Raw genomic sequence first — 17,949 nt, 5'->3', positions numbered from 1 at the left:
ATAATCTTGATTTATTATATAAAATGAACAAGAATATCCAGCGAAATATAATGACCAACCAAATCATAATCAACCAGTATGAATCAAATTTTGTTTATAGAATTAATAAATCCTTTTAAAGACAAAGTTTTTCGTCTGGCAAAAAGATTGCTTACCAGTACCGAAGAAGCAGAAGATGCTACTCAGGAGGTGATGGTGAAATTATGGAACAAAAAAGAAAATCTGGAAGCTTATAATAATATTGAAGCTGTAGCCATGACAATGACTAAAAACTATTGTCTGGATCAATTAAAATCGAAAAGAGCAGGAAACTTAAAAATTGTGCATAATAATTTTACAGACCGTGAGCCTCAATTAGATAAACAATTAGAAGATATTGATAGTTTAGAATGGGTCGAAAAAATAATGAGTCAGTTGCCGGAACAACAACAAATATTAATTCAGTTACGCGATGTTGAACAATATGAATTTGATGAAATTGCGAAAATTGTTGACATGAATGAAACGGCTATCCGGGTAGCCCTTTCGAGAGCGAGAAAAAAAATAAGAGAATCAATGCTTAATACACACCGTTATGGAATTAAATAGAATAGAAGATATATTAGAAAAATACTTTCAGGGAGAAACAAGTATTGCCGAAGAAAATCAATTAAAAGAATATTTTTCTTCACCAAATGTTGCGCAGCATTTAGAGCAATACAAACCAATTTTTGGTTATTTCTCTCAGGTAAAACAACAAAAATCAACGCAGGAATTACCACTAAAAACTAAAAAACGAAATGTGGCGTGGATATCAATTGCAGCTTCTGTTGTTGTTTTACTGGGAATTGGAACCTATTTGTATGTGAGCGATCAAAATACGACTCCGGTTGTAGCGCAATCAGAATTAGGAACCTATGATAATCCGGAAGAAGCACTTGCTGCAACGCAAAAAGCTTTGGCCTTATTATCAAACAATGTTAATGTAGGCATTGGAAGTGTGCAATACATTAAAGAATATCAACAATCAAAAAACAAAATTTTTAAACAATAATTAAATTTAATAAAAATGAAAAATTTCATCATAACACTAGTTTTCGCATTTGTTACTACTACTTTTTATGCACAAGGTGCATTCGATAAATATGATGGTCAGGACGATGTGACATCTGTAATTGTAAACAAAAAAATGTTCGATTTAATGAGTAAGGTAAAAGTTGATGCTTCTGATAAAGAAATGCAACAATACATAAGCCTGATTAAAAAATTAGACTATTTGAAAGTGTTTACAACCAAAAACCCAAAAGTTGAAGCAGATATGAAAGCTTCTGCCGATAAATATGTAAAAACAGCCGGCTTAGAAGAATTAATGCGAGTAAACGACAGCGGTAGAAACGTAAAAATACTAGTAAAATCTGGCGCCAGCGATTCGCAGGTAAAAGAATTGCTAATGTTTATTGACGGGGCAAAAAACGAAGAAACGGTCTTATTGTCTTTAACAGGTAATTTTGATATCAATGAAATTTCAGTACTTACAGACAAGATGCAACTTCCTGGAGGAACTGATTTAAAAAAAGCTTCTAAAAGCAGAAAATAATTATGAAACGCAGCGTCTTTACCTCAGCCATTTTGGTATTACTAACTTTAATGAGTTGTAATTCTGAACCTTCATTGCAAAAATATTTTGTAGAAAATACCGATAATAAGGATTTTATTTCAGTCGATGTTTCGCCTAGTATTTTAAACTTAGAAAAAGCAAAGTTATCTGCACAACAAACAGAAGCTTTAAATTCTTTTGATAAGATGAACATTCTGGCATTTAAAGCCAATGCTAAAAATCAGGCACAATTTGAAACTGAAAGAGCAAAAGTTAAAGCGATTCTGAAAAATCCTAAATATCAGGAATTAATGAAATATGGTTCCGGTAAAGACGGTGCTTCAATAAGTTATGTTGGTACTGATGATAATATCGAAGAATTTGTAGTGTTTGCGAACAGAAAAGAAAATGGATTTGCGGTTGTTCGTGTTCTGGGAAAAAACATGAATCCGAATAACATTATGACTTTAATGTCTGTCTTGAAAGAATCAAAAATAGACATGGATCAATTGAAACCTTTGCAGCAATTGATTAAATAATACATCTTTAATTTCAAGATTCAAAGTTGCAAAGGCTCAGAGGTTTAAAAACGAAATTAATCAAAACAAAAAAGCACTATATTTCTATAGTGCTTTTTTGTTTTGTAACTCAATTACTTGAATCTTTGAACCTTTAAGCCTTTGCAACTTTGAACCTAAATTTAACTATATTTGTTACTTAACCAAAAATAATAAATATGGTACAAAAAACATCGAATGCCTTTATTGCAGCATCTTGGGTTGCTCTTGGAGCTGGAATGATTGGATACATTGTTGGGCTTGCCAGAGCCGAAATGCTTTTAAACGAAAAAGGATATTATTTTACAGTTCTGATGTTTGGTCTGTTTGCTGTAGTTTCACTACAAAAAAGTGTAAGGGACAGACTTGAAAAACTTCCGGTAACAGATATGTATTATGGAATTTGCTGGTTCGGGACACTTTTGTCAATTGTATTACTAACTGTAGGGCTTTGGAATGCTACAATTTTACCAAGTGAAAAAGGTTTTTATGCATTTGCATTTTTATTAGCGCTTTTTGGTGCAATTTCTGTACAAAAAAACACTAGAGATAATATGTCGTTTTCTAATGAATAATCTCAAAAAATTATAATAAACAAGAATAACTTCCAAATTGATTAAACAAAAAAAGCTCCATAAATTATGGAGCTTTTTTATTTATCAGGTTTGAGTTTTATTTACTCAAATACATTTTTCTTCTAGAGTACAATTCGTAGAATTGATCGTCTTTTAAGTCATCTATAAACAAGATACTTTCTCCTGTCGATTTCATTTCAGGTCCTAATGCTTTGTTTACATTATGGAATTTGCTGAAAGAGAAAACCGGTTGTTTGATTGCGTATCCTTTTAATTGAGGGTTAAAATCAAAATCAGTTACTTTACTGTGTCCTAACATTACTTTTGTAGCGTAATTTACATAAGGTTCTCCGTAAGCTTTTGCAATAAATGGTACTGTTCTCGATGCTCTAGGATTTGCTTCGATAATATAAACCGTATCATCTTTTATCGCAAACTGAATGTTGATTAAACCAACCGTTTTTAAAGCTCTGGCAATTTTTACAGTATGATCTTTTATCTGTTGCATTACAAATTCTCCCAAGTTAAAAGGAGGCAAAGTAGCATTACTATCTCCCGAGTGAACTCCACAAGGTTCGATGTGCTCCATAATTCCTATGATGTAAACATTTCCATCAGCATCACAAATTGCATCTGCTTCAGCTTCGATTGCTCCGGCCAAATAATGATCTAAAAGCAATTTATTTCCCGGGATTGTTTTCAATAAGTTGATAACGTGCTCTTCTAATTCTTTTTTGTTGATTACGATTTTCATTCCCTGACCTCCTAATACATAAGAAGGACGAATCAATAATGGGAAATCTAAAGTATCAGCAAGTGCAGAAGCTTCATCTGCTGTTTCAGCGATTCCAAATTGCGGGAAAGGAATATGCAATTCTCTCAATAAATCTGAGAATCTTCCTCTGTCTTCTGCCAAGTCAAGTGCATCAAAACTAGTTCCGATGATTTTTACTCCGTATTTAGACAATTTTTCAGCTAATTTCAAAGCCGTTTGTCCACCTAACTGAACAATTACACCTTCTGGTTTTTCATGCTGAATAATGTCATAAATATGTTCCCAGAAAACAGGTTCGAAATATAATTTATCAGCTGTATCAAAATCAGTCGAAACCGTTTCAGGATTACAGTTAATCATAATCGTTTCGTAACCACATTCTTTAGCTGCCAAAACTCCGTGTACACAAGAATAATCAAACTCAATTCCTTGTCCAATTCTGTTTGGTCCTGAACCAAGAACTATAATTTTCTTTTTATCGGTTACAATACTTTCGTTATCTACATAACGCTCGCCATTTGCTTTTTCGATTTCAGCCTCAAAAGTGGAATAATAATAAGGTGTTTTTGCTTTAAACTCAGCTGCACAAGTATCAACCAGTTTAAATACACGGTTAATATTTTTTTCTTCACGTAAAGTATGTACTTCACTTTCCAGACAATTCATCATGTGAGCAATTTGTCTGTCTGCAAAACCTTTTTGTTTCGCTTCAAGCAAAAGTTCTTTCGGAAGATTAGATACTTTATAGTTTGAAATTTCTTTCTCTAAAGTATAAAGTTCTTCATATTGTTTTAAGAACCACATATCGATTTTTGTGATTTCATGAATGCGGCTCAACGGAATTCCCATTGCGATTGCATCATAAATTACAAAAACACGGTCCCAACTTGCAAAAGTTAGTTTCTCGATAATTTGTTCGTAGTTTTTATATCCTTTTCCGTCAGCACCTAAACCATTTCTTTTGATTTCAAGAGATTGAGTGGCTTTATGTAATGCTTCCTGGAACGAACGCCCAATTCCCATTACTTCACCAACAGATTTCATTTGAAGACCCAACGTTCTGTCAGCACCTTCAAATTTATCAAAATTCCAACGTGGTATTTTTACAATTACATAATCAAGAGTTGGTTCAAACAGAGCCGAAGTCGATTTTGTAATTTGATTTTGCAATTCATCAAGATTATATCCTAAAGCTAGTTTAGAAGCAATTTTAGCAATTGGATAACCTGTTGCTTTTGATGCTAAAGCAGATGAACGAGACACACGAGGATTAATCTCGATGGCTACAATATCTTCTTTTCCGTCTGGCGAAACTGCGAATTGTACGTTACATCCTCCCGCAAAATTTCCGATACTTCTCATCATTAAGATGGCATAGTCACGTAATTTTTGGAAAGTTGTATCAGATAATGTCATCGCTGGCGCAACTGTAATCGAATCTCCGGTATGAATTCCCATTGGATCCATATTTTCGATCGAACAAATAATTACAACATTATCATTTTTATCTCTTAAAAGTTCTAACTCATATTCTTTCCATCCCATTAAAGCTTTATCAATTAAAACTTCGTGTATTGGAGAAGCTTCAAGTCCGCGAGTTAAAAGCTCATCAAAATCTTCTTTTTTATAAACAATTGCTGCTCCAGTTCCTCCAAGTGTAAACGAAGGACGAATTACAAGCGGGAAACCAAATTCCTGTGCAATTTCTTTTCCTTCTAAATATGAAGTAGCTGTTTTTGCAGGTGCAGTTGGTACATTAATTCTTTCTAAAAGCTGTTTAAACTGCTCTCTGTCTTCGGTAATATTAATAGCGTTTACATCAACTCCTATTAATTTTACTCCAAAATCCTGCCAGATTCCTTTTTCTTCAGCTTCCAAACATAAATTTAAAGCGGTTTGTCCTCCCATTGTAGGCAAAACAGCATCAATTTGTGGATGTTCCTTTAGAATTTCAATAATCGATTTTGTAGTTAGTGGTTTCAAATATACATGATCGGCCATTGTTGGGTCGGTCATAATAGTCGCTGGATTTGAGTTTATCAAGATAACTTCAATTCCTTCTTCACGAATAGAACGTGCAGATTGAGAACCTGCATAATCAAATTCGCAAGCTTGACCAATAACAATAGGTCCTGAACCTATTATTAAAACGGATTTTATTGATGTGTCTTTAGGCATTTTATTTGTATTGTGTAGTTATAATTCGGTATTCAAAAATCACTTGTAGTACTTTATAAACCAGAATGTTGCAGGTTTTTTTACTGACAAGGTATAAAAAAAGGCGATACTAAAAAAGTAACGCCTTATTTATGTTTATAGAAACATTATTTTTTGTGTCTAGGTTCGCTAGAAACAGTTAATTTATGTCTTCCTTTTGCTCTTCTACGCGCTAGAACTTTTCTTCCATTCGCAGAAGCCATTCTGTCCATAAATCCGTGCTTATTTCTTCTTTTTCTTTTCGATGGTTGAAATGTTCTTTTGCTCATTGCTTTGTATCTTTAAAATGGTATCTAATATCTCTTTTCTGTTTTCGAATATCGTTATTCTAAAACCGAGTGCAAATATACAAAGACTTTTTTTTCTGGCAAGTACTTTAATAAAAATATTTTTAATTCATTTTACTATATTTGCAATCACAAATATACATCTATTATGTTTCATAAAAATATTAAACTTATTTTGCCCGGACTTCTTGTAGTCGCTGGCATCTGGCAATTTACAGAGAGTAATATCGGGAACGGAATTTTCCTTATTTTACTAACTGCGATTCCAATTTTTCTTTACTTTAAAAACGAATTCATCCTTTTAGCTTTCCTTAAATTAAGAAAACAAGACTTTGAAGGCGCTAAAAAATGGCTGGCATACATTAAAAATCCTGAAGCTGCATTAGTAAGAAAACAACAAGGATATTTTAATTACCTTCATGGAATTATGTTATCTCAAACAAATATCAACCAAGCCGAGAAACATTTCAAAAAAGCGATCGAACTTGGACTATCAATGGATATGGATTTGGCCGTTGCTAAATTAAACCTTGCAGGAGTTGCGATGTCACGCAGAAGAAAACTTGAAGCGACTAATTTATTGAACGAAGCTAAGAAATTAGACAAGCAAGGAATGCTGAAAGAGCAAATTACGATGATGAAAGAACAAATGAAGAAAATCTAGTTTTTCTAAAATTTCAATAAAAAATCCCAAATTCTAAAAGAGTTTGGGATTTTTTTATTGATTAACTCAAAGTGTATCATTTCGACGGAGGAGAAATGACACAAAATGGGATTTATTCTAAATCAAATATCTTTTTTTACTCTTCCAATATAATCGAAGGCAAATTTTCATTGAGCCACTTATATTTATTGAGAATCATAACATGAGTTCCCCCTTTTACTATAATGCAGCTCTTGATGTATTTTATTGGAAAAACATCGTCTTTATCACCATGAATATGAACTACATTTTCATCAATTTGAGTTCTGTCCCAACGTATTACAGATTCTACCGCCCATTGCAAATAACGAAGATCGCGAACGGATAAGAATTTTTCATATAACTGAATACGTTTATTGATTTTTTCTCCAAAGGAATATTTCGCCAGGCTTTCGATATTGAGAAGTATTTTCATCGGAATCAATTTGTATGCTTTTGTTGTTTTTCCGATTTTCATTCTTCTCGGAAATTCAACAGAACTTCTAACACTCGAAATTATAATAACTTTACGCGCATCAATATGTTTTGCAATTTCCTGAACCAGAATTCCCCCAAAAGAAACTCCGATCAAAACCGGATTTGGATGTTTGATTTTCTTGGCAATCCGAATTGCATAATCTGTGAGAGATTCTTTTGCTGCCGGAATTTCCCATTCTAAGAAACACATTTCAAAAACAGCCTCATCTAGATTGATTCTTTCAAAAATGGCCGGACTTGCAGCCAAACCAGGCATAAAATATACAGGAATTTTACTCATTCGCGAGAAAGGATTATGGTTATGTTTTTTAAGCTAAAATTACTTTTTTTATTAAGATACATTACAAATCGTATGCCTAATATTATATTAAAAAACAAAAGTAAGAACACCCTCTCATTCGCGCCAAAGAAAAAATAATTTTATATTGAAAATCAAATGATTACCTTTGTAGTCACAATAACCATTATGTAGATCTCTATTATAGAAGTTTTATATGATGTTATTCAACGTTCTTTTTCTATTATTTTTTAATCCACCCCCAAAACATGACAAATATGGAACCTATTGAAACTATGGAAATCAAAGACAACACTTTTGCAAGACAATTTGAAACCATAGTCCCTGAAGGATTACTTTCTGTAGAATATTCTTTTCAGGAAAAGAAAATTTTTCTAACTAAAATTAATACACCGGAAGGATTTGAAAACCAGGCTTTGATTGATGCATTACTTAAAAACATCATGAATGTTATCATCGAGAAGAAATTCAAGTTGATGCCTATTCATCCTAAAATTGTTTTATTTATTAAAAAAAATCCAAAGTATAAAGAATTACTTCCACCCGGAATCAGGATTTAATTTTAGAAATCGCCAATAAGTCTAAGCCACAATCCACCGATCACCATGTAAATAAACAACATTGTGACTCCGGTGATTAAGCCTTTGACCCACCAGCTTTTTAAATCTACGTAGCCGCTCCCAAAGAAAACGGGTGCCGGACCGTGACCATAATGCGTTAAAGTTCCGTAAATCGAACCAATAAAACCAAGCATAAAGGCCAGAAGCAAGCCCGGAATTCCGAGTGAAACTCCTACGCCTAATAGTGCGGCATACATCGCTGCGACATGAGCGGTTGCACTCGCAAAAAGATAATGACTAAAAAAGTATACTAAAATAATGATCGGAAAAGCCATTTGCCAGCTTAATCCGCCAATTTGTGTTTTTACGACATTACTAAACCAGCCTATAAATCCCAATTCGTTGAGCGAACTAGCCATCATTACCAAAACAGCAAACCAAACAATCGTGTCCCAAGCTCCTTTCTCTGCTTTTACATCATCCCAGGTTAAAACTGATGTTAGCAGCAAAACAACCAAACCAATAAATGCAGTAGTTGTAGCGTCTATAGAAAACAGATCGCCTGTCATCCAAAGGAATAATAATATGAAGAAAGTCAATAACATTAACCATTCGTTACGGGTTATTGGCCCCATTTCTTTCAGTTTTTGAGTTGCTATTTGTGGTGCATCTCCGGTTTTTTTAAGTTCTGGCGGATAAATTTTATATAACACAAACGGAATCACAAAAAACGAAACTAATCCGGGAACTATCGCCGCAGTTGCCCAGGAAATCCAGGTAATCTTAATTCCTAAATTCAATGCGAATTTTTGACACATTGGATTACTTGCTGTTCCGGTTAGAAACATTGATGAAGAAATTAAATTTGCGTTATAACTACTCAATGTTAAATATGAACCTAATTTTCGATGTGTTTCCGGCTGATCTGGCACTGAACCAAAACTCATTGCCATTGATTTCATTATCGGATAGATAATTCCTCCTCCTCTTGCCGTATTACTTGGTACTGCCGGAGCCAAAACCAAATCTGCCAAACCTAAACCATAAGCCAAACCAAGTGAACTTTTACCGAATATTTTAATGAATAAAAAAGCGATTCGGTTTCCTAAACCTGTTTTGATAAATCCTCTCGCAATAAAAAATGAAATTCCGATTAACCAAATCACTTTATCACCAAACCCCTTTAAAGCCAGTGTAATTGATTTTCCTGCATCGCCCGGCGCCAGTACTTGAGACAAAGCGGTTAATGCAATTGCAATCATACACATCGTTCCCATTGGCGCGGCTTTAAGGATAATTCCGAGAATTGTTGCAACAAAAATGGCAAACAAATGCCACGCTTCTATAACTACGCCATTTGGCGCGGGAATTAACCAAATTGCAATTCCAACAGCAAGCGTAATAATAGTTTGAGGAATTTTTACTTCTTTCATAAGACATAGATTAAATTAAAGTCTGCATTGAAACTGAATTATAAATAAAGTATCATCATAAGTTGATGTATTAGGAATATTTCTGTCAAAATTATCAATTTCGAGTCCCAATTCGATTCGGCCCGTATATGCTTTACCAAATTCAAGACTTATCATTGGCGTGTAGGTTTGCCGAACATTTGAATCAATTTTATAACTCGGATCAAATGATTCATAGCGGCAGGATAATTCTAACGAAGTCAGTTTTTTATAATTTACCGTATATCTTAAATTGGGCAAGAAATAAATTCCGCGCATTTGATAATCAGAAACATTTGGAGTTCTTGTATCTACAGGTAAAGAAAAATACAAATTATGATTTGTTCCTTGTTTATATTCTATTTGAAGATCAAAAGTAAATCGATCTGTAAGTTTAAAATCACTTGTTATATCTGCTCCTAATGCATAAACTTTCTCTTTTGAAAATTTTCCGATACCGCTGTTTAGTCCTAAATTGATTTTATGTTTTTTTGACAACTCAAAAACCAATCTTGAAGAATATTGCTTTCCGTTATCATTATCTTTTTCCTGATTTTTTCCATTTCCGTTTAAAACTGAAAAAGAATAATTAAATGGTATTTTTCCAATATCAAAAGCTCCGGTTGCAGAAGCTCCAATTTGAAAACTTGTCCAGCCATTTTTACCAAATTCATAATACTGATTAGAGAAATCAAATGATTTTATAATATCAACAGGAACTAATTCCTCAATACCAAAAGCGGGACGAAATTGCCCACCTATAACGGCTATATATTTATTGAATGTGTATTTACCGTATGCATTTTCAAGAACTTTTCCTTTTGTATCTGATTTAAAATCAGCCAGATTAACCAGGATTACAATTTCAGTAGCTTCGCTCAACTTAGTATTTAAGCCAACACGCATTCTTTTTATATCAAATGAACTTTGTGTAACATCTCCTGTAGAATGATGCATTCCTAAAACATCTACATTATCACCAAAACTTTCTAAATATCTTGCCTGTAAAAGTCCTTTAAATTGAAATTGTGGATATTTTACAGCATTGTCAGAGTCATTTACCTGTGGAGTTTCAGGATTTTGTGCTTGTATAAAAAATGATATTACAAAAAATACCAAAGAGAAAAATACCGGAAGTTTACTGATCGATTTCATAACTAAATAATTTAGATTTTATAAACTGGCTCAGAAATCAACTACGGCTAAGAAACAACATAACTAACTACAAATCAATACAATATTAAACTAAATTAATCAAAAAAAACAACATATTGTAAAAAAAATTTGACAAAAATATTGCCAAAAACAAAAGGCTGCCTGAAAACACATTCCAGGCAGCCTTTTGTTTTTTAATTTTACTTTAGTTCACATATCCAATTAAACTTAACCATAACCCTCCAATTGTCAGGTAAATTACTAGCATTGTAAGACCTGTGATGAGTCCTTTTATCCACCAGCTTTTTAAATCAACATATCCACTTCCAAAAAATACCGGCGCGGGTCCGTGTCCATAATGGGTTAATGTTCCGTAAAGTGAGCCAACAAATCCCAGCATAAATGCGAGAAACAATCCCGGAACGCCCAAAGATATACCTACCGCCAGTAATGCTGCGTACATAGCTGCTACGTGAGCTGTAGCACTTGCAAAAATATAATGGCTAAAGAAATAAACAGCTATGATAATTATAAATGCCAACTGCCAGCTCATGCCAATCATACTGCCTTTTACAATTTCGCTAAACCAGTTTATAAATCCTAACTTATCTAACGAACTTGCCATCATTACTAAAACTGCAAACCAGACAATTGTATCCCAAGCGCCTTTTTCGCCTTTTACATCATCCCATGTTAATACTGAGGTAAGCAATAAAACGACTAAACCAATGAATGCTGTTGTGGTAGCATCTATAGAAAACAAATCGCCAGTCATCCATAGAAATAATAAAATAACAAACGTAAGCAGCATTAGCCATTCATTTTTAGAGATCTTTCCCATCTCATGTAGTTTTTGTGCTGCTATTTTTGGAGCATCGCCGGTCTTTTTTAATTCGGGCGGATAAATTTTATACAGCAAAAACGGGATTACAAAAAAAGCTGCCAATCCGGGAACTATCGCTGCAATTGCCCATGATGTCCAGGTAATATGAATACCCAAATTTTCGGCAAATTTTTGACACATTGGATTACTCGCTGTTCCGGTTAAAAACATTGAGGATGCAATTAAATTGGCGTTATAACTACTTAAAGTAAGAAATGAACCTAATTTTCTACGTGTTTCCGGTTTGTCAGGATCAGAACCAAAACTCATCGCCATCGATTTCATAATAGGATAAATAATTCCTCCTCCTCTGGCTGTATTACTGGGCACAACAGGAGCCAGAACTAAATCTGCCAAACCTAAACCATACGCTAAACCCAAAGAACTTTTGCCAAATATTTTTATGAATAAAAATGCAATCCGATTACCAAGTCCTGTTTTGATAAAGCCTCTTGCAATGAAAAATGAGATTCCGATTAACCAAATTACTTTATTTCCAAAACCTCCTAAAGCCAGTGTTATGGAATCTCCCATATTTCCAGGGGCAAGTACTTGTGTAAAAGCTGTAATCGCAACAGCTATCATACACATAGTACCCATAGGTGCTGCTTTTAAAATAATACCTATAATGGTTGAAATAAAAATAGCAAACAAATGCCATGCTTCAGGCGAAAGTCCGTCTGGTGTTGGAACAAACCAAATGATTAAGCCTATTACAAGTGTAATAACTGAATTTTTTATATTAATTTCTTTCATGATATAACAATTAAATGTTTAATAGTTGTTTTAAAAAAATCTGCCTTGAAACTGTATGATAAAAAGGTTGTTATCATAAGATGTCGTATTAGGTATGTTTTTTTGATAATTATCGAGTTGCATTCCTATTTCGATACGTCCTGTATAACCTTTTCCAAATTCTAAACCTGCCATTGGCGTGTAAGTTTGCCTTCCGTTAGAATTAATCTTAAAGTTTTTATCAAAGTATTCGTAACGACATGAAAACTCTATTGCGGTTAATTTTTGGTACTTTATCTCATACCTCAAATTGGGTAAAAAATATGCTCCGCGCATTTCATAGTCATTTATATTTTCGGTTCTCACTTTTGGATCCAGGGAATAATACAAGTTGTGATTTATTCCTTGTTTTCCTTCGAGTTGTGTTTGCAGAATTAATTTATCTGTTAATCTAAAATCAGCTGTAAGGTCTAGTCCAACGGCAAATACTTTGCTGTTATAAACTTCTCCAACACCTCCATTTAAACCAAAATTGACATTGTGTTTTTTACTTAATTCAAAAACAAGGCGGGAAGAATATTGTTTACCGTTATCTTTATCTGAGATCTGGTCTTTTCCATTGCCATTTACTGCAGAAATTGCATAAGTCACAGGAATTTCAGCTACATTGAAAACTCCAAACATCGAAGCTCCAATTTGAAAACTTGTCCAGCCATTGTTACCAAATTCTGTGTATTGATTAGAATAATCAAATGATTTCAGAATATCTGCAGGATTTGTTTCTTCAATCCCAAACGCAGGTCTAAATTGACCAACCATAAAACCAACACTTTTATTAAAAGTATATCTAGCAAAAGCATTTTCCAGAACTTTTCCTTTGGGATCTGATTTAAAATCTGCAAAATTTGCCAAAAGTACGATATCAAAACTCTCTGTTAATTTGGCCGTAACCCCCAAGCGCATTCTTTTAATATCGAATGTATTTCCTACTGCGTCGCCATCTGAATGCTGAAGTCCTGTTACAGCATCAATTCCGTTACTAAAATTGCTCAAATAACGGCCTTGAAAAAGCCCCTGAAATTTAAATTGTGGATATTTTATTTCATTTTGAACATTAGCTTCTGTTGTTTGTCCAAAGGATAAAAAGGGTAATATTAAAAATAGAAGAAGGATTTTTAAGCTTAAAAAGCTATTTAAGTGTTTCATAATTATAAAATTAAATTTTGCATCACATAAACTTTTATTGAGTTTATTCTTACAATAAAATTAATTCGATAACTAAAACTGAAACCTGATTTAAATCAGTATTTGAATTATTACGATCTTCTCAGATATTTTAAATATATAGCAAAAAAAAGCATAAGAATTAACTTATGCTTTAATATAGTAAAGGTGTTTTTAACTTTTTATTTCTCTATCTCTCTCATAGAATCCATTTTCTTATGTGCCAAGAAACCTGCAACGTCTTCAAAATGTTCTTTTACTCGTTTGTTTCCAAATTCAAAAACCTTTGTTGCTAAACCGTCAAGGAAATCACGATCGTGAGAAACCAGAATTAAAGTTCCGTCAAAATCACGTAAAGCATCTTTAATAATATCTTTGGTCTTCATATCAAGGTGATTTGAAGGCTCATCCAGGATTAATAAATTAACCGGCTCTAATAATAATTTTATCATTGCCAAACGCGTTTTTTCTCCTCCCGAAAGTACTTTTACTTTTTTAGTAATATCATCTCCCTGAAACATAAAAGCTCCCAGAATGTTTTTGATCTGAGTTCTGATATCTCCAACGGCAATATTATCAATTGTTTCAAAAATAGTAGCATTTTCATCTAAAAGTGAAGCCTGATTTTGCGCAAAATATCCAATTTGAGAATTATGACCAATATCTACACTTCCTTCATCGATACCAATTTCTTTCATGATCGCCTTGATCATAGTCGATTTTCCTTCTCCATTTTTACCAACAAACGCCACTTTTTGTCCTCTTTCAATAACAATGTTGGCATCTTTAAAAACAACATGATCTCCGTAAGATTTAGAAAGATCTTTTACCACAACAGGATATTGTCCTGAACGGGCTGCGGGCGGAAATTTTAGTTTTAATGCTGAGTTATCTACTTCATCAACCTGAACAATTACAAGTTTTTCAAGCATTTTGACACGCGATTGAACTGCATCTGTTTTAGAGAAAGTTCCTTTAAAACGATCAATAAATGCTCTGTTGTCAGCAATCATTCGTTGTTGTTCATCGTATGCTTTTTGTTGGTGTACACGACGATCTTTTCTAAGCTCTAAATAATGAGAGTATTTTGCTTTGTAATCGTAAATTCTTCCCATTGTAACTTCGATAGTACGATTTGTAATATTATCTACAAATGCTCTATCGTGCGAAATTACTACAACTGCTTTTGCTGAGTTTATCAAAAATTCTTCTAACCACTGAATACTTTCAATATCCATGTGATTGGTTGGCTCATCCAGTAAAATCAAATCCGGTTTTTGTAATAAGATTTTAGCCAATTCTATACGCATTCTCCATCCTCCTGAAAATTCAGAAGTCTGACGTGTAAAATCCTCACGTACAAAACCTAAACCAACTAATATTTTTTCAACTTCGGCTTCGTAATTTACTTCTTCAATAGCATAAAATTTCTCACTTAAGTCTGAAACTCTTTCGATCAATTTCATGTAAGCATCACTTTCATAATCAGTACGAACGGTTAATTGCTCGTTGATTTCATCAATTTCGGCTTTCATTTTAAAAATCTCACCAAAAGCTTTTGACGCTTCTTCCATTACAGTCGAACCATCTTTCGTTAATAAATGCTGAGGCAAATAAGCTACAACAGCATCTTTTGGCGTCGAAATACTTCCGGTAGAAGGTTTGCTTTGACCAGCAATTATTTTTAAAAGTGTCGATTTTCCCGCACCATTTTTACCCATAAGGGCAATTTTATCATTTTCATTGATAGCAAAAGAAACATCGCTAAATAATGTAGTTCCACCAAACTGAACCGAAATATCGTTAACTGTAATCATTACTTTTTGTGAATTTGTTTAATCGGTTAACTGTTTATTTGATAACCCAATTTTTTCGTGGTGCAAAGATAGATTAATTAGATAATTAGGCAATTAGAAAATGAGATAATGTATTTCTTTGGGGACAAGTTTAATTTGAAAAAGAATTAACTAACACAAGCATTATTTAATTGCCTAATTAAGAAATTGGCACATTTTTCAATTACATACAATTATTCTTACTTTATTTGTTTTTTTATCATATCTTGTGTTCTAATTTAAAAACAAAAAAATTATGAGAACGAAATTAAACTTAGTAACCTTCTTTATTACAGGGTTAATATTTGGACTTTCTGCAAATGCTCAAAAAACTGTAATTAAAAAAGAAGCTTTGCCTGCAAATGCGCAAACTTTTTTAAAAACCCACTTTGGATCAAAAAAACCTGGTTACATACTCGAAGACAAAGAAATTCTATCTACAGAATACAAAGTTCAATTTGATGATAATCTTGAAATCGAGTTTGACAAAAAAGGAAATTGGAAAGAAGTTGATGGAAAAAATTCTAAAATACCCACTTCTATTATCCCAAAAAAAATCAGTTCTTATGTAAAAACTAATTTTCGTAAAGAAAAAATAACCAAAATAGAAATAGAAAGTTCCGGTTATGAAACTAAACTAAGTAACGGTTTAGAATTAAAATTTAACTTAAAAGGAGATTTTATAAAGATCGATAAATAGTCTTTTCAATTAAAGCAAAAACCCGACAAGTCCCTAAAAACTCGTCGGGTTTACTAAATTATCTAATTTTCAAATTGACTAATTATCTATTCAAATTAATCTTTTCTCCATTTTTTCGTTTCCTCAAAAATGTGTTCTAAGATAGCAGATTCGGTTTCGTCAAATTCTATATTTCTTCGGCTCATTACCAATCTGGCAGTTTCAAAAGCTTTTTTGGTTACATAAGTTGTAAAACCTGCAGCTCCGCCCCAGGAAAAACTCGGAACAAAATTACGAGGAAAACCTGATCCAAAAATATTGGCACTTACTCCAACGACAGTTCCGGTGTTAAACATGGTATTAATACCACATTTACTGTGATCGCCCATCATTAAACCACAAAACTGAAGTCCCGTTTTAGCAAAACCTTCTGTTTCGTAACTCCATAATTTTACTTCTTCGTAATTGTTTTTCAGGTTCGAATTGTTGCTGTCAGCACCGATATTACACCATTCGCCAAGAACAGAATCACCTAAAAATCCGTCATGTCCTTTATTTGAATTCGCAAAAAGAACGGAGTTTTTAACCTCTCCTCCTATTCTTGATCCCGGACCAACGGTTGTTGCGCCATATACTTTGGCGTTTAATTTTACTTGTGCATTTTCGCATAAAGCAAAAGGACCGCGAATTACAGTTCCTTCCATAATTTCGGCATTCTTACCTATATATATAGGACCGTTTGATGCATTTAGTGTTACAAACTCTAGTTTTGCCCCTTCTTCAATAAATATATTTTCTGGTGCAATTGTATTTACACTTTTTGGAATTGGCTGTGATTTTCTATCTTCTGTTAAGTATTCAAAATCGGCACGAATTGCTGCATCATTTTTAGAAAAGATATCCCAAGTATGTTCCACTGTTAAGCAATCGTCGTTATACTGAATAATTTCATAAGAATCAAAATCAACTTCTTCCTGATTTTCAGTTGTAAAAAAAGCAATTACATCATCTCCTTTAAATATTGCCTGGTTTTCTTTTAAATCAGAAACAAGTTCTGCAAGCGTATCATTTGGCAAATACGCTGCATTTATCATGACGTTTTCTTCCATTTCTACCATAGGGAATTTGGCAGACAGGTAATCTTCGGTAATTGTTGTTATAGTAGAACCTAAACGCATTTCCCATTTTTGACGAATGGTCATGATTCCGATTAAAATATCAGCCACAGGCCTTGTAAAAGTAAAAGGTAATAAAGCATTCCGGACGGGACCGTCAAAAAGAATGTAGTTCATAAAATAAATTTAATATTGTTAAAATTGATTTGGTTACCAGATTCAAAGTTACAAATATTTATGGGTTTCATTAAAGACCTTTTCTATCAAAAGAAACATGAAACGTTTTTTTTCTTCACGAATTCGCAAATTATTTCATAATCTCCGATAATATCATGCTATAAACATAGCCAACGGTTTCAACCGTTGGGGCGTAAAGCATTTCATAATTTATTATTAGTCTCCCACGGTTGAAACCGTGGGCTAGTTAAAACATGATAGCTTTTTTTTGGATAGATCTGTAAAATTAAATGCAAAAAAAAAGCCTTCCGATTGGAAGGCTTTTGTATAAATAAAAACAGTTATTAGTTTTTAACGTGTTTTGCATATTTAGTTTTGAACTTGTCAATACGTCCTGCAGTATCGATAAGTTTAGATTTACCAGTATAAAAAGGGTGAGATGTTCTAGAAATCTCCATTTTTACAACTGGATACTCAACTCCGTCAACTTCAATTGTTTCTTTTGTATCTGCAGTAGATTTAGTGATAAAAACTTCGTCATTAGACATGTCTTTAAATGCAACTAATCTGTAATTTTCTGGGTGAATTCCTTTTTTCATCTTTTCTTTTATTTATTGTTTAAAGTATTTTTATTTTGAAGCTTTTCCATGGTTAGAAAAAGGTGTAAACA

At 33.1% G+C, this 17,949-nt stretch carries 18 protein-coding genes; 8 read left to right on the top strand and 10 right to left on the bottom strand.

Annotated features, from left to right (window positions below):
* Nucleotides 1-78: 78 nt before the first annotated feature.
* The 5 genes from GKZ86_RS19375 (at nt 79) to yiaA (ending at nt 2,708) form a co-directional block, all read left to right on the top strand.
* Nucleotides 79-588, top strand: coding sequence for an RNA polymerase sigma factor (locus GKZ86_RS19375; protein ID WP_154784698.1), 510 nt, complete (start codon nt 79-81; stop codon nt 586-588).
* Nucleotides 575-1,033: a hypothetical protein gene (locus GKZ86_RS19370; RefSeq protein WP_154784697.1), complete on the top strand. Its 459-nt coding sequence runs from the start codon at nt 575-577 to the stop codon at nt 1,031-1,033. Before GKZ86_RS19375 ends, GKZ86_RS19370 begins: the two co-directional genes overlap by 14 nt.
* 15 nt (nt 1,034-1,048) lie before the next feature.
* Entirely contained in the window at nt 1,049-1,576 is a 528-nt protein-coding gene (locus GKZ86_RS19365) for a DUF4252 domain-containing protein (protein ID WP_154784696.1), read from the top strand.
* A gap of 2 nt (nt 1,577-1,578) precedes the next feature.
* The gene (locus GKZ86_RS19360; RefSeq protein WP_154784695.1) at nt 1,579-2,115 is read left to right on the top strand and encodes a DUF4252 domain-containing protein; all 537 of its coding nucleotides are present in this window, start codon (nt 1,579-1,581) and stop codon (nt 2,113-2,115) included.
* A gap of 197 nt (nt 2,116-2,312) precedes the next feature.
* Entirely contained in the window at nt 2,313-2,708 is a 396-nt protein-coding gene (yiaA, locus tag GKZ86_RS19355; protein WP_089353010.1) for an inner membrane protein YiaA, read from the top strand.
* 97 nt (nt 2,709-2,805) lie between these two features.
* Here the strand turns inward: yiaA and carB are convergent, their stop codons facing one another.
* The gene (gene carB / locus GKZ86_RS19350; RefSeq protein WP_154784694.1) at nt 2,806-5,661 is read right to left on the bottom strand and encodes a carbamoyl-phosphate synthase large subunit; all 2,856 of its coding nucleotides are present in this window, start codon (nt 5,659-5,661) and stop codon (nt 2,806-2,808) included.
* Between the two features lie 146 nt (nt 5,662-5,807).
* The gene (rpmH, locus tag GKZ86_RS19345; protein ID WP_008464848.1) at nt 5,808-5,969 is read right to left on the bottom strand and encodes a 50S ribosomal protein L34; all 162 of its coding nucleotides are present in this window, start codon (nt 5,967-5,969) and stop codon (nt 5,808-5,810) included.
* Between the two features lie 166 nt (nt 5,970-6,135).
* Between rpmH and GKZ86_RS19340 the strand changes: the two genes are divergently transcribed.
* Entirely contained in the window at nt 6,136-6,651 is a 516-nt protein-coding gene (locus GKZ86_RS19340; RefSeq protein WP_154784693.1) for a DUF2892 domain-containing protein, read from the top strand.
* Nucleotides 6,652-6,787: 136 nt separating this feature from the next.
* On the opposite strand, the gene GKZ86_RS19335 is transcribed toward GKZ86_RS19340, so the two are convergent.
* Nucleotides 6,788-7,447: an alpha/beta hydrolase gene (locus GKZ86_RS19335; protein WP_154784692.1), complete on the bottom strand. Its 660-nt coding sequence runs from the start codon at nt 7,445-7,447 to the stop codon at nt 6,788-6,790.
* Nucleotides 7,448-7,740: 293 nt separating this feature from the next.
* Between GKZ86_RS19335 and GKZ86_RS19330 the strand changes: the two genes are divergently transcribed.
* Nucleotides 7,741-8,025: a GNAT family N-acetyltransferase gene (locus GKZ86_RS19330; protein WP_154784783.1), complete on the top strand. Its 285-nt coding sequence runs from the start codon at nt 7,741-7,743 to the stop codon at nt 8,023-8,025.
* 2 nt (nt 8,026-8,027) lie between these two features.
* Here the strand turns inward: GKZ86_RS19330 and GKZ86_RS19325 are convergent, their stop codons facing one another.
* The 5 genes from GKZ86_RS19325 to GKZ86_RS19305 form a co-directional block, all read right to left on the bottom strand.
* Nucleotides 8,028-9,458, bottom strand: a complete 1,431-nt coding sequence (locus GKZ86_RS19325) for an anion permease (RefSeq protein WP_154784691.1) — start codon at nt 9,456-9,458, stop codon at nt 8,028-8,030.
* Nucleotides 9,459-9,473: 15 nt separating this feature from the next.
* Nucleotides 9,474-10,631: a porin gene (locus GKZ86_RS19320; RefSeq protein ID WP_154784690.1), complete on the bottom strand. Its 1,158-nt coding sequence runs from the start codon at nt 10,629-10,631 to the stop codon at nt 9,474-9,476.
* Nucleotides 10,632-10,836: 205 nt separating this feature from the next.
* Nucleotides 10,837-12,270 (bottom strand): anion permease, encoded by a 1,434-nt coding sequence (locus GKZ86_RS19315; RefSeq protein WP_154784689.1) that lies wholly within the window; start codon nt 12,268-12,270, stop codon nt 10,837-10,839.
* A gap of 30 nt (nt 12,271-12,300) precedes the next feature.
* Nucleotides 12,301-13,455 carry a porin gene (locus tag GKZ86_RS19310; RefSeq protein WP_154784688.1) on the bottom strand — a complete coding sequence of 385 codons (1,155 nt, stop codon included), beginning with the start codon at nt 13,453-13,455 and terminating at the stop codon, nt 12,301-12,303.
* Nucleotides 13,456-13,655: 200 nt separating this feature from the next.
* Nucleotides 13,656-15,290 carry an ABC-F family ATP-binding cassette domain-containing protein gene (locus GKZ86_RS19305; protein ID WP_154784687.1) on the bottom strand — a complete coding sequence of 545 codons (1,635 nt, stop codon included), beginning with the start codon at nt 15,288-15,290 and terminating at the stop codon, nt 13,656-13,658.
* Nucleotides 15,291-15,564: 274 nt separating this feature from the next.
* Between GKZ86_RS19305 and GKZ86_RS19300 the strand changes: the two genes are divergently transcribed.
* Nucleotides 15,565-16,008 carry a PepSY-like domain-containing protein gene (locus GKZ86_RS19300; protein WP_154784686.1) on the top strand — a complete coding sequence of 148 codons (444 nt, stop codon included), beginning with the start codon at nt 15,565-15,567 and terminating at the stop codon, nt 16,006-16,008.
* Between the two features lie 95 nt (nt 16,009-16,103).
* Here GKZ86_RS19300 and GKZ86_RS19295 read toward each other — a convergent pair whose 3' ends face one another.
* Nucleotides 16,104-17,279, bottom strand: a complete 1,176-nt coding sequence (locus GKZ86_RS19295; protein ID WP_154784685.1) for a GlmU family protein — start codon at nt 17,277-17,279, stop codon at nt 16,104-16,106.
* Between the two features lie 344 nt (nt 17,280-17,623).
* Entirely contained in the window at nt 17,624-17,878 is a 255-nt protein-coding gene (locus tag GKZ86_RS19290; RefSeq protein ID WP_029272307.1) for a type B 50S ribosomal protein L31, read from the bottom strand.
* Between the last annotated feature and the right edge of the window lie 71 nt (nt 17,879-17,949).

It is taken from the genome of Flavobacterium sp. LC2016-13, from assembly GCF_009707955.1.
Lineage (GTDB): Bacteria > Bacteroidota > Bacteroidia > Flavobacteriales > Flavobacteriaceae > Flavobacterium.
Note: the sequence above shows the minus strand (reverse complement) of the source record. Positions and strands in the feature narration are given on the sequence as shown.

Bases quoted from the DNA above. Each gene is read 5' to 3' on its own strand.
- GKZ86_RS19375 (WP_154784698.1), top strand. From the start codon at position 79: ATGAATCAAATTTTGTTTATAGAATTAATAAATCCTTTTAAAGACAAA.
- GKZ86_RS19370 (WP_154784697.1), top strand. From the start codon at position 575: ATGGAATTAAATAGAATAGAAGATATATTAGAAAAATACTTTCAGGGA.
- GKZ86_RS19365 (WP_154784696.1), top strand. From the start codon at position 1,049: ATGAAAAATTTCATCATAACACTAGTTTTCGCATTTGTTACTACTACT.
- GKZ86_RS19360 (WP_154784695.1), top strand. From the start codon at position 1,579: ATGAAACGCAGCGTCTTTACCTCAGCCATTTTGGTATTACTAACTTTA.
- yiaA (WP_089353010.1), top strand. From the start codon at position 2,313: ATGGTACAAAAAACATCGAATGCCTTTATTGCAGCATCTTGGGTTGCT.
- carB (WP_154784694.1), bottom strand. From the start codon at position 5,661: ATGCCTAAAGACACATCAATAAAATCCGTTTTAATAATAGGTTCAGGA.
- rpmH (WP_008464848.1), bottom strand. From the start codon at position 5,969: ATGAGCAAAAGAACATTTCAACCATCGAAAAGAAAAAGAAGAAATAAG.
- GKZ86_RS19340 (WP_154784693.1), top strand. From the start codon at position 6,136: ATGTTTCATAAAAATATTAAACTTATTTTGCCCGGACTTCTTGTAGTC.
- GKZ86_RS19335 (WP_154784692.1), bottom strand. From the start codon at position 7,447: ATGAGTAAAATTCCTGTATATTTTATGCCTGGTTTGGCTGCAAGTCCG.
- GKZ86_RS19330 (WP_154784783.1), top strand. From the start codon at position 7,741: ATGGAAATCAAAGACAACACTTTTGCAAGACAATTTGAAACCATAGTC.
- GKZ86_RS19325 (WP_154784691.1), bottom strand. From the start codon at position 9,458: ATGAAAGAAGTAAAAATTCCTCAAACTATTATTACGCTTGCTGTTGGA.
- GKZ86_RS19320 (WP_154784690.1), bottom strand. From the start codon at position 10,631: ATGAAATCGATCAGTAAACTTCCGGTATTTTTCTCTTTGGTATTTTTT.
- GKZ86_RS19315 (WP_154784689.1), bottom strand. From the start codon at position 12,270: ATGAAAGAAATTAATATAAAAAATTCAGTTATTACACTTGTAATAGGC.
- GKZ86_RS19310 (WP_154784688.1), bottom strand. From the start codon at position 13,455: ATGAAACACTTAAATAGCTTTTTAAGCTTAAAAATCCTTCTTCTATTT.
- GKZ86_RS19305 (WP_154784687.1), bottom strand. From the start codon at position 15,290: ATGATTACAGTTAACGATATTTCGGTTCAGTTTGGTGGAACTACATTA.
- GKZ86_RS19300 (WP_154784686.1), top strand. From the start codon at position 15,565: ATGAGAACGAAATTAAACTTAGTAACCTTCTTTATTACAGGGTTAATA.
- GKZ86_RS19295 (WP_154784685.1), bottom strand. From the start codon at position 17,279: ATGAACTACATTCTTTTTGACGGTCCCGTCCGGAATGCTTTATTACCT.
- GKZ86_RS19290 (WP_029272307.1), bottom strand. From the start codon at position 17,878: ATGAAAAAAGGAATTCACCCAGAAAATTACAGATTAGTTGCATTTAAA.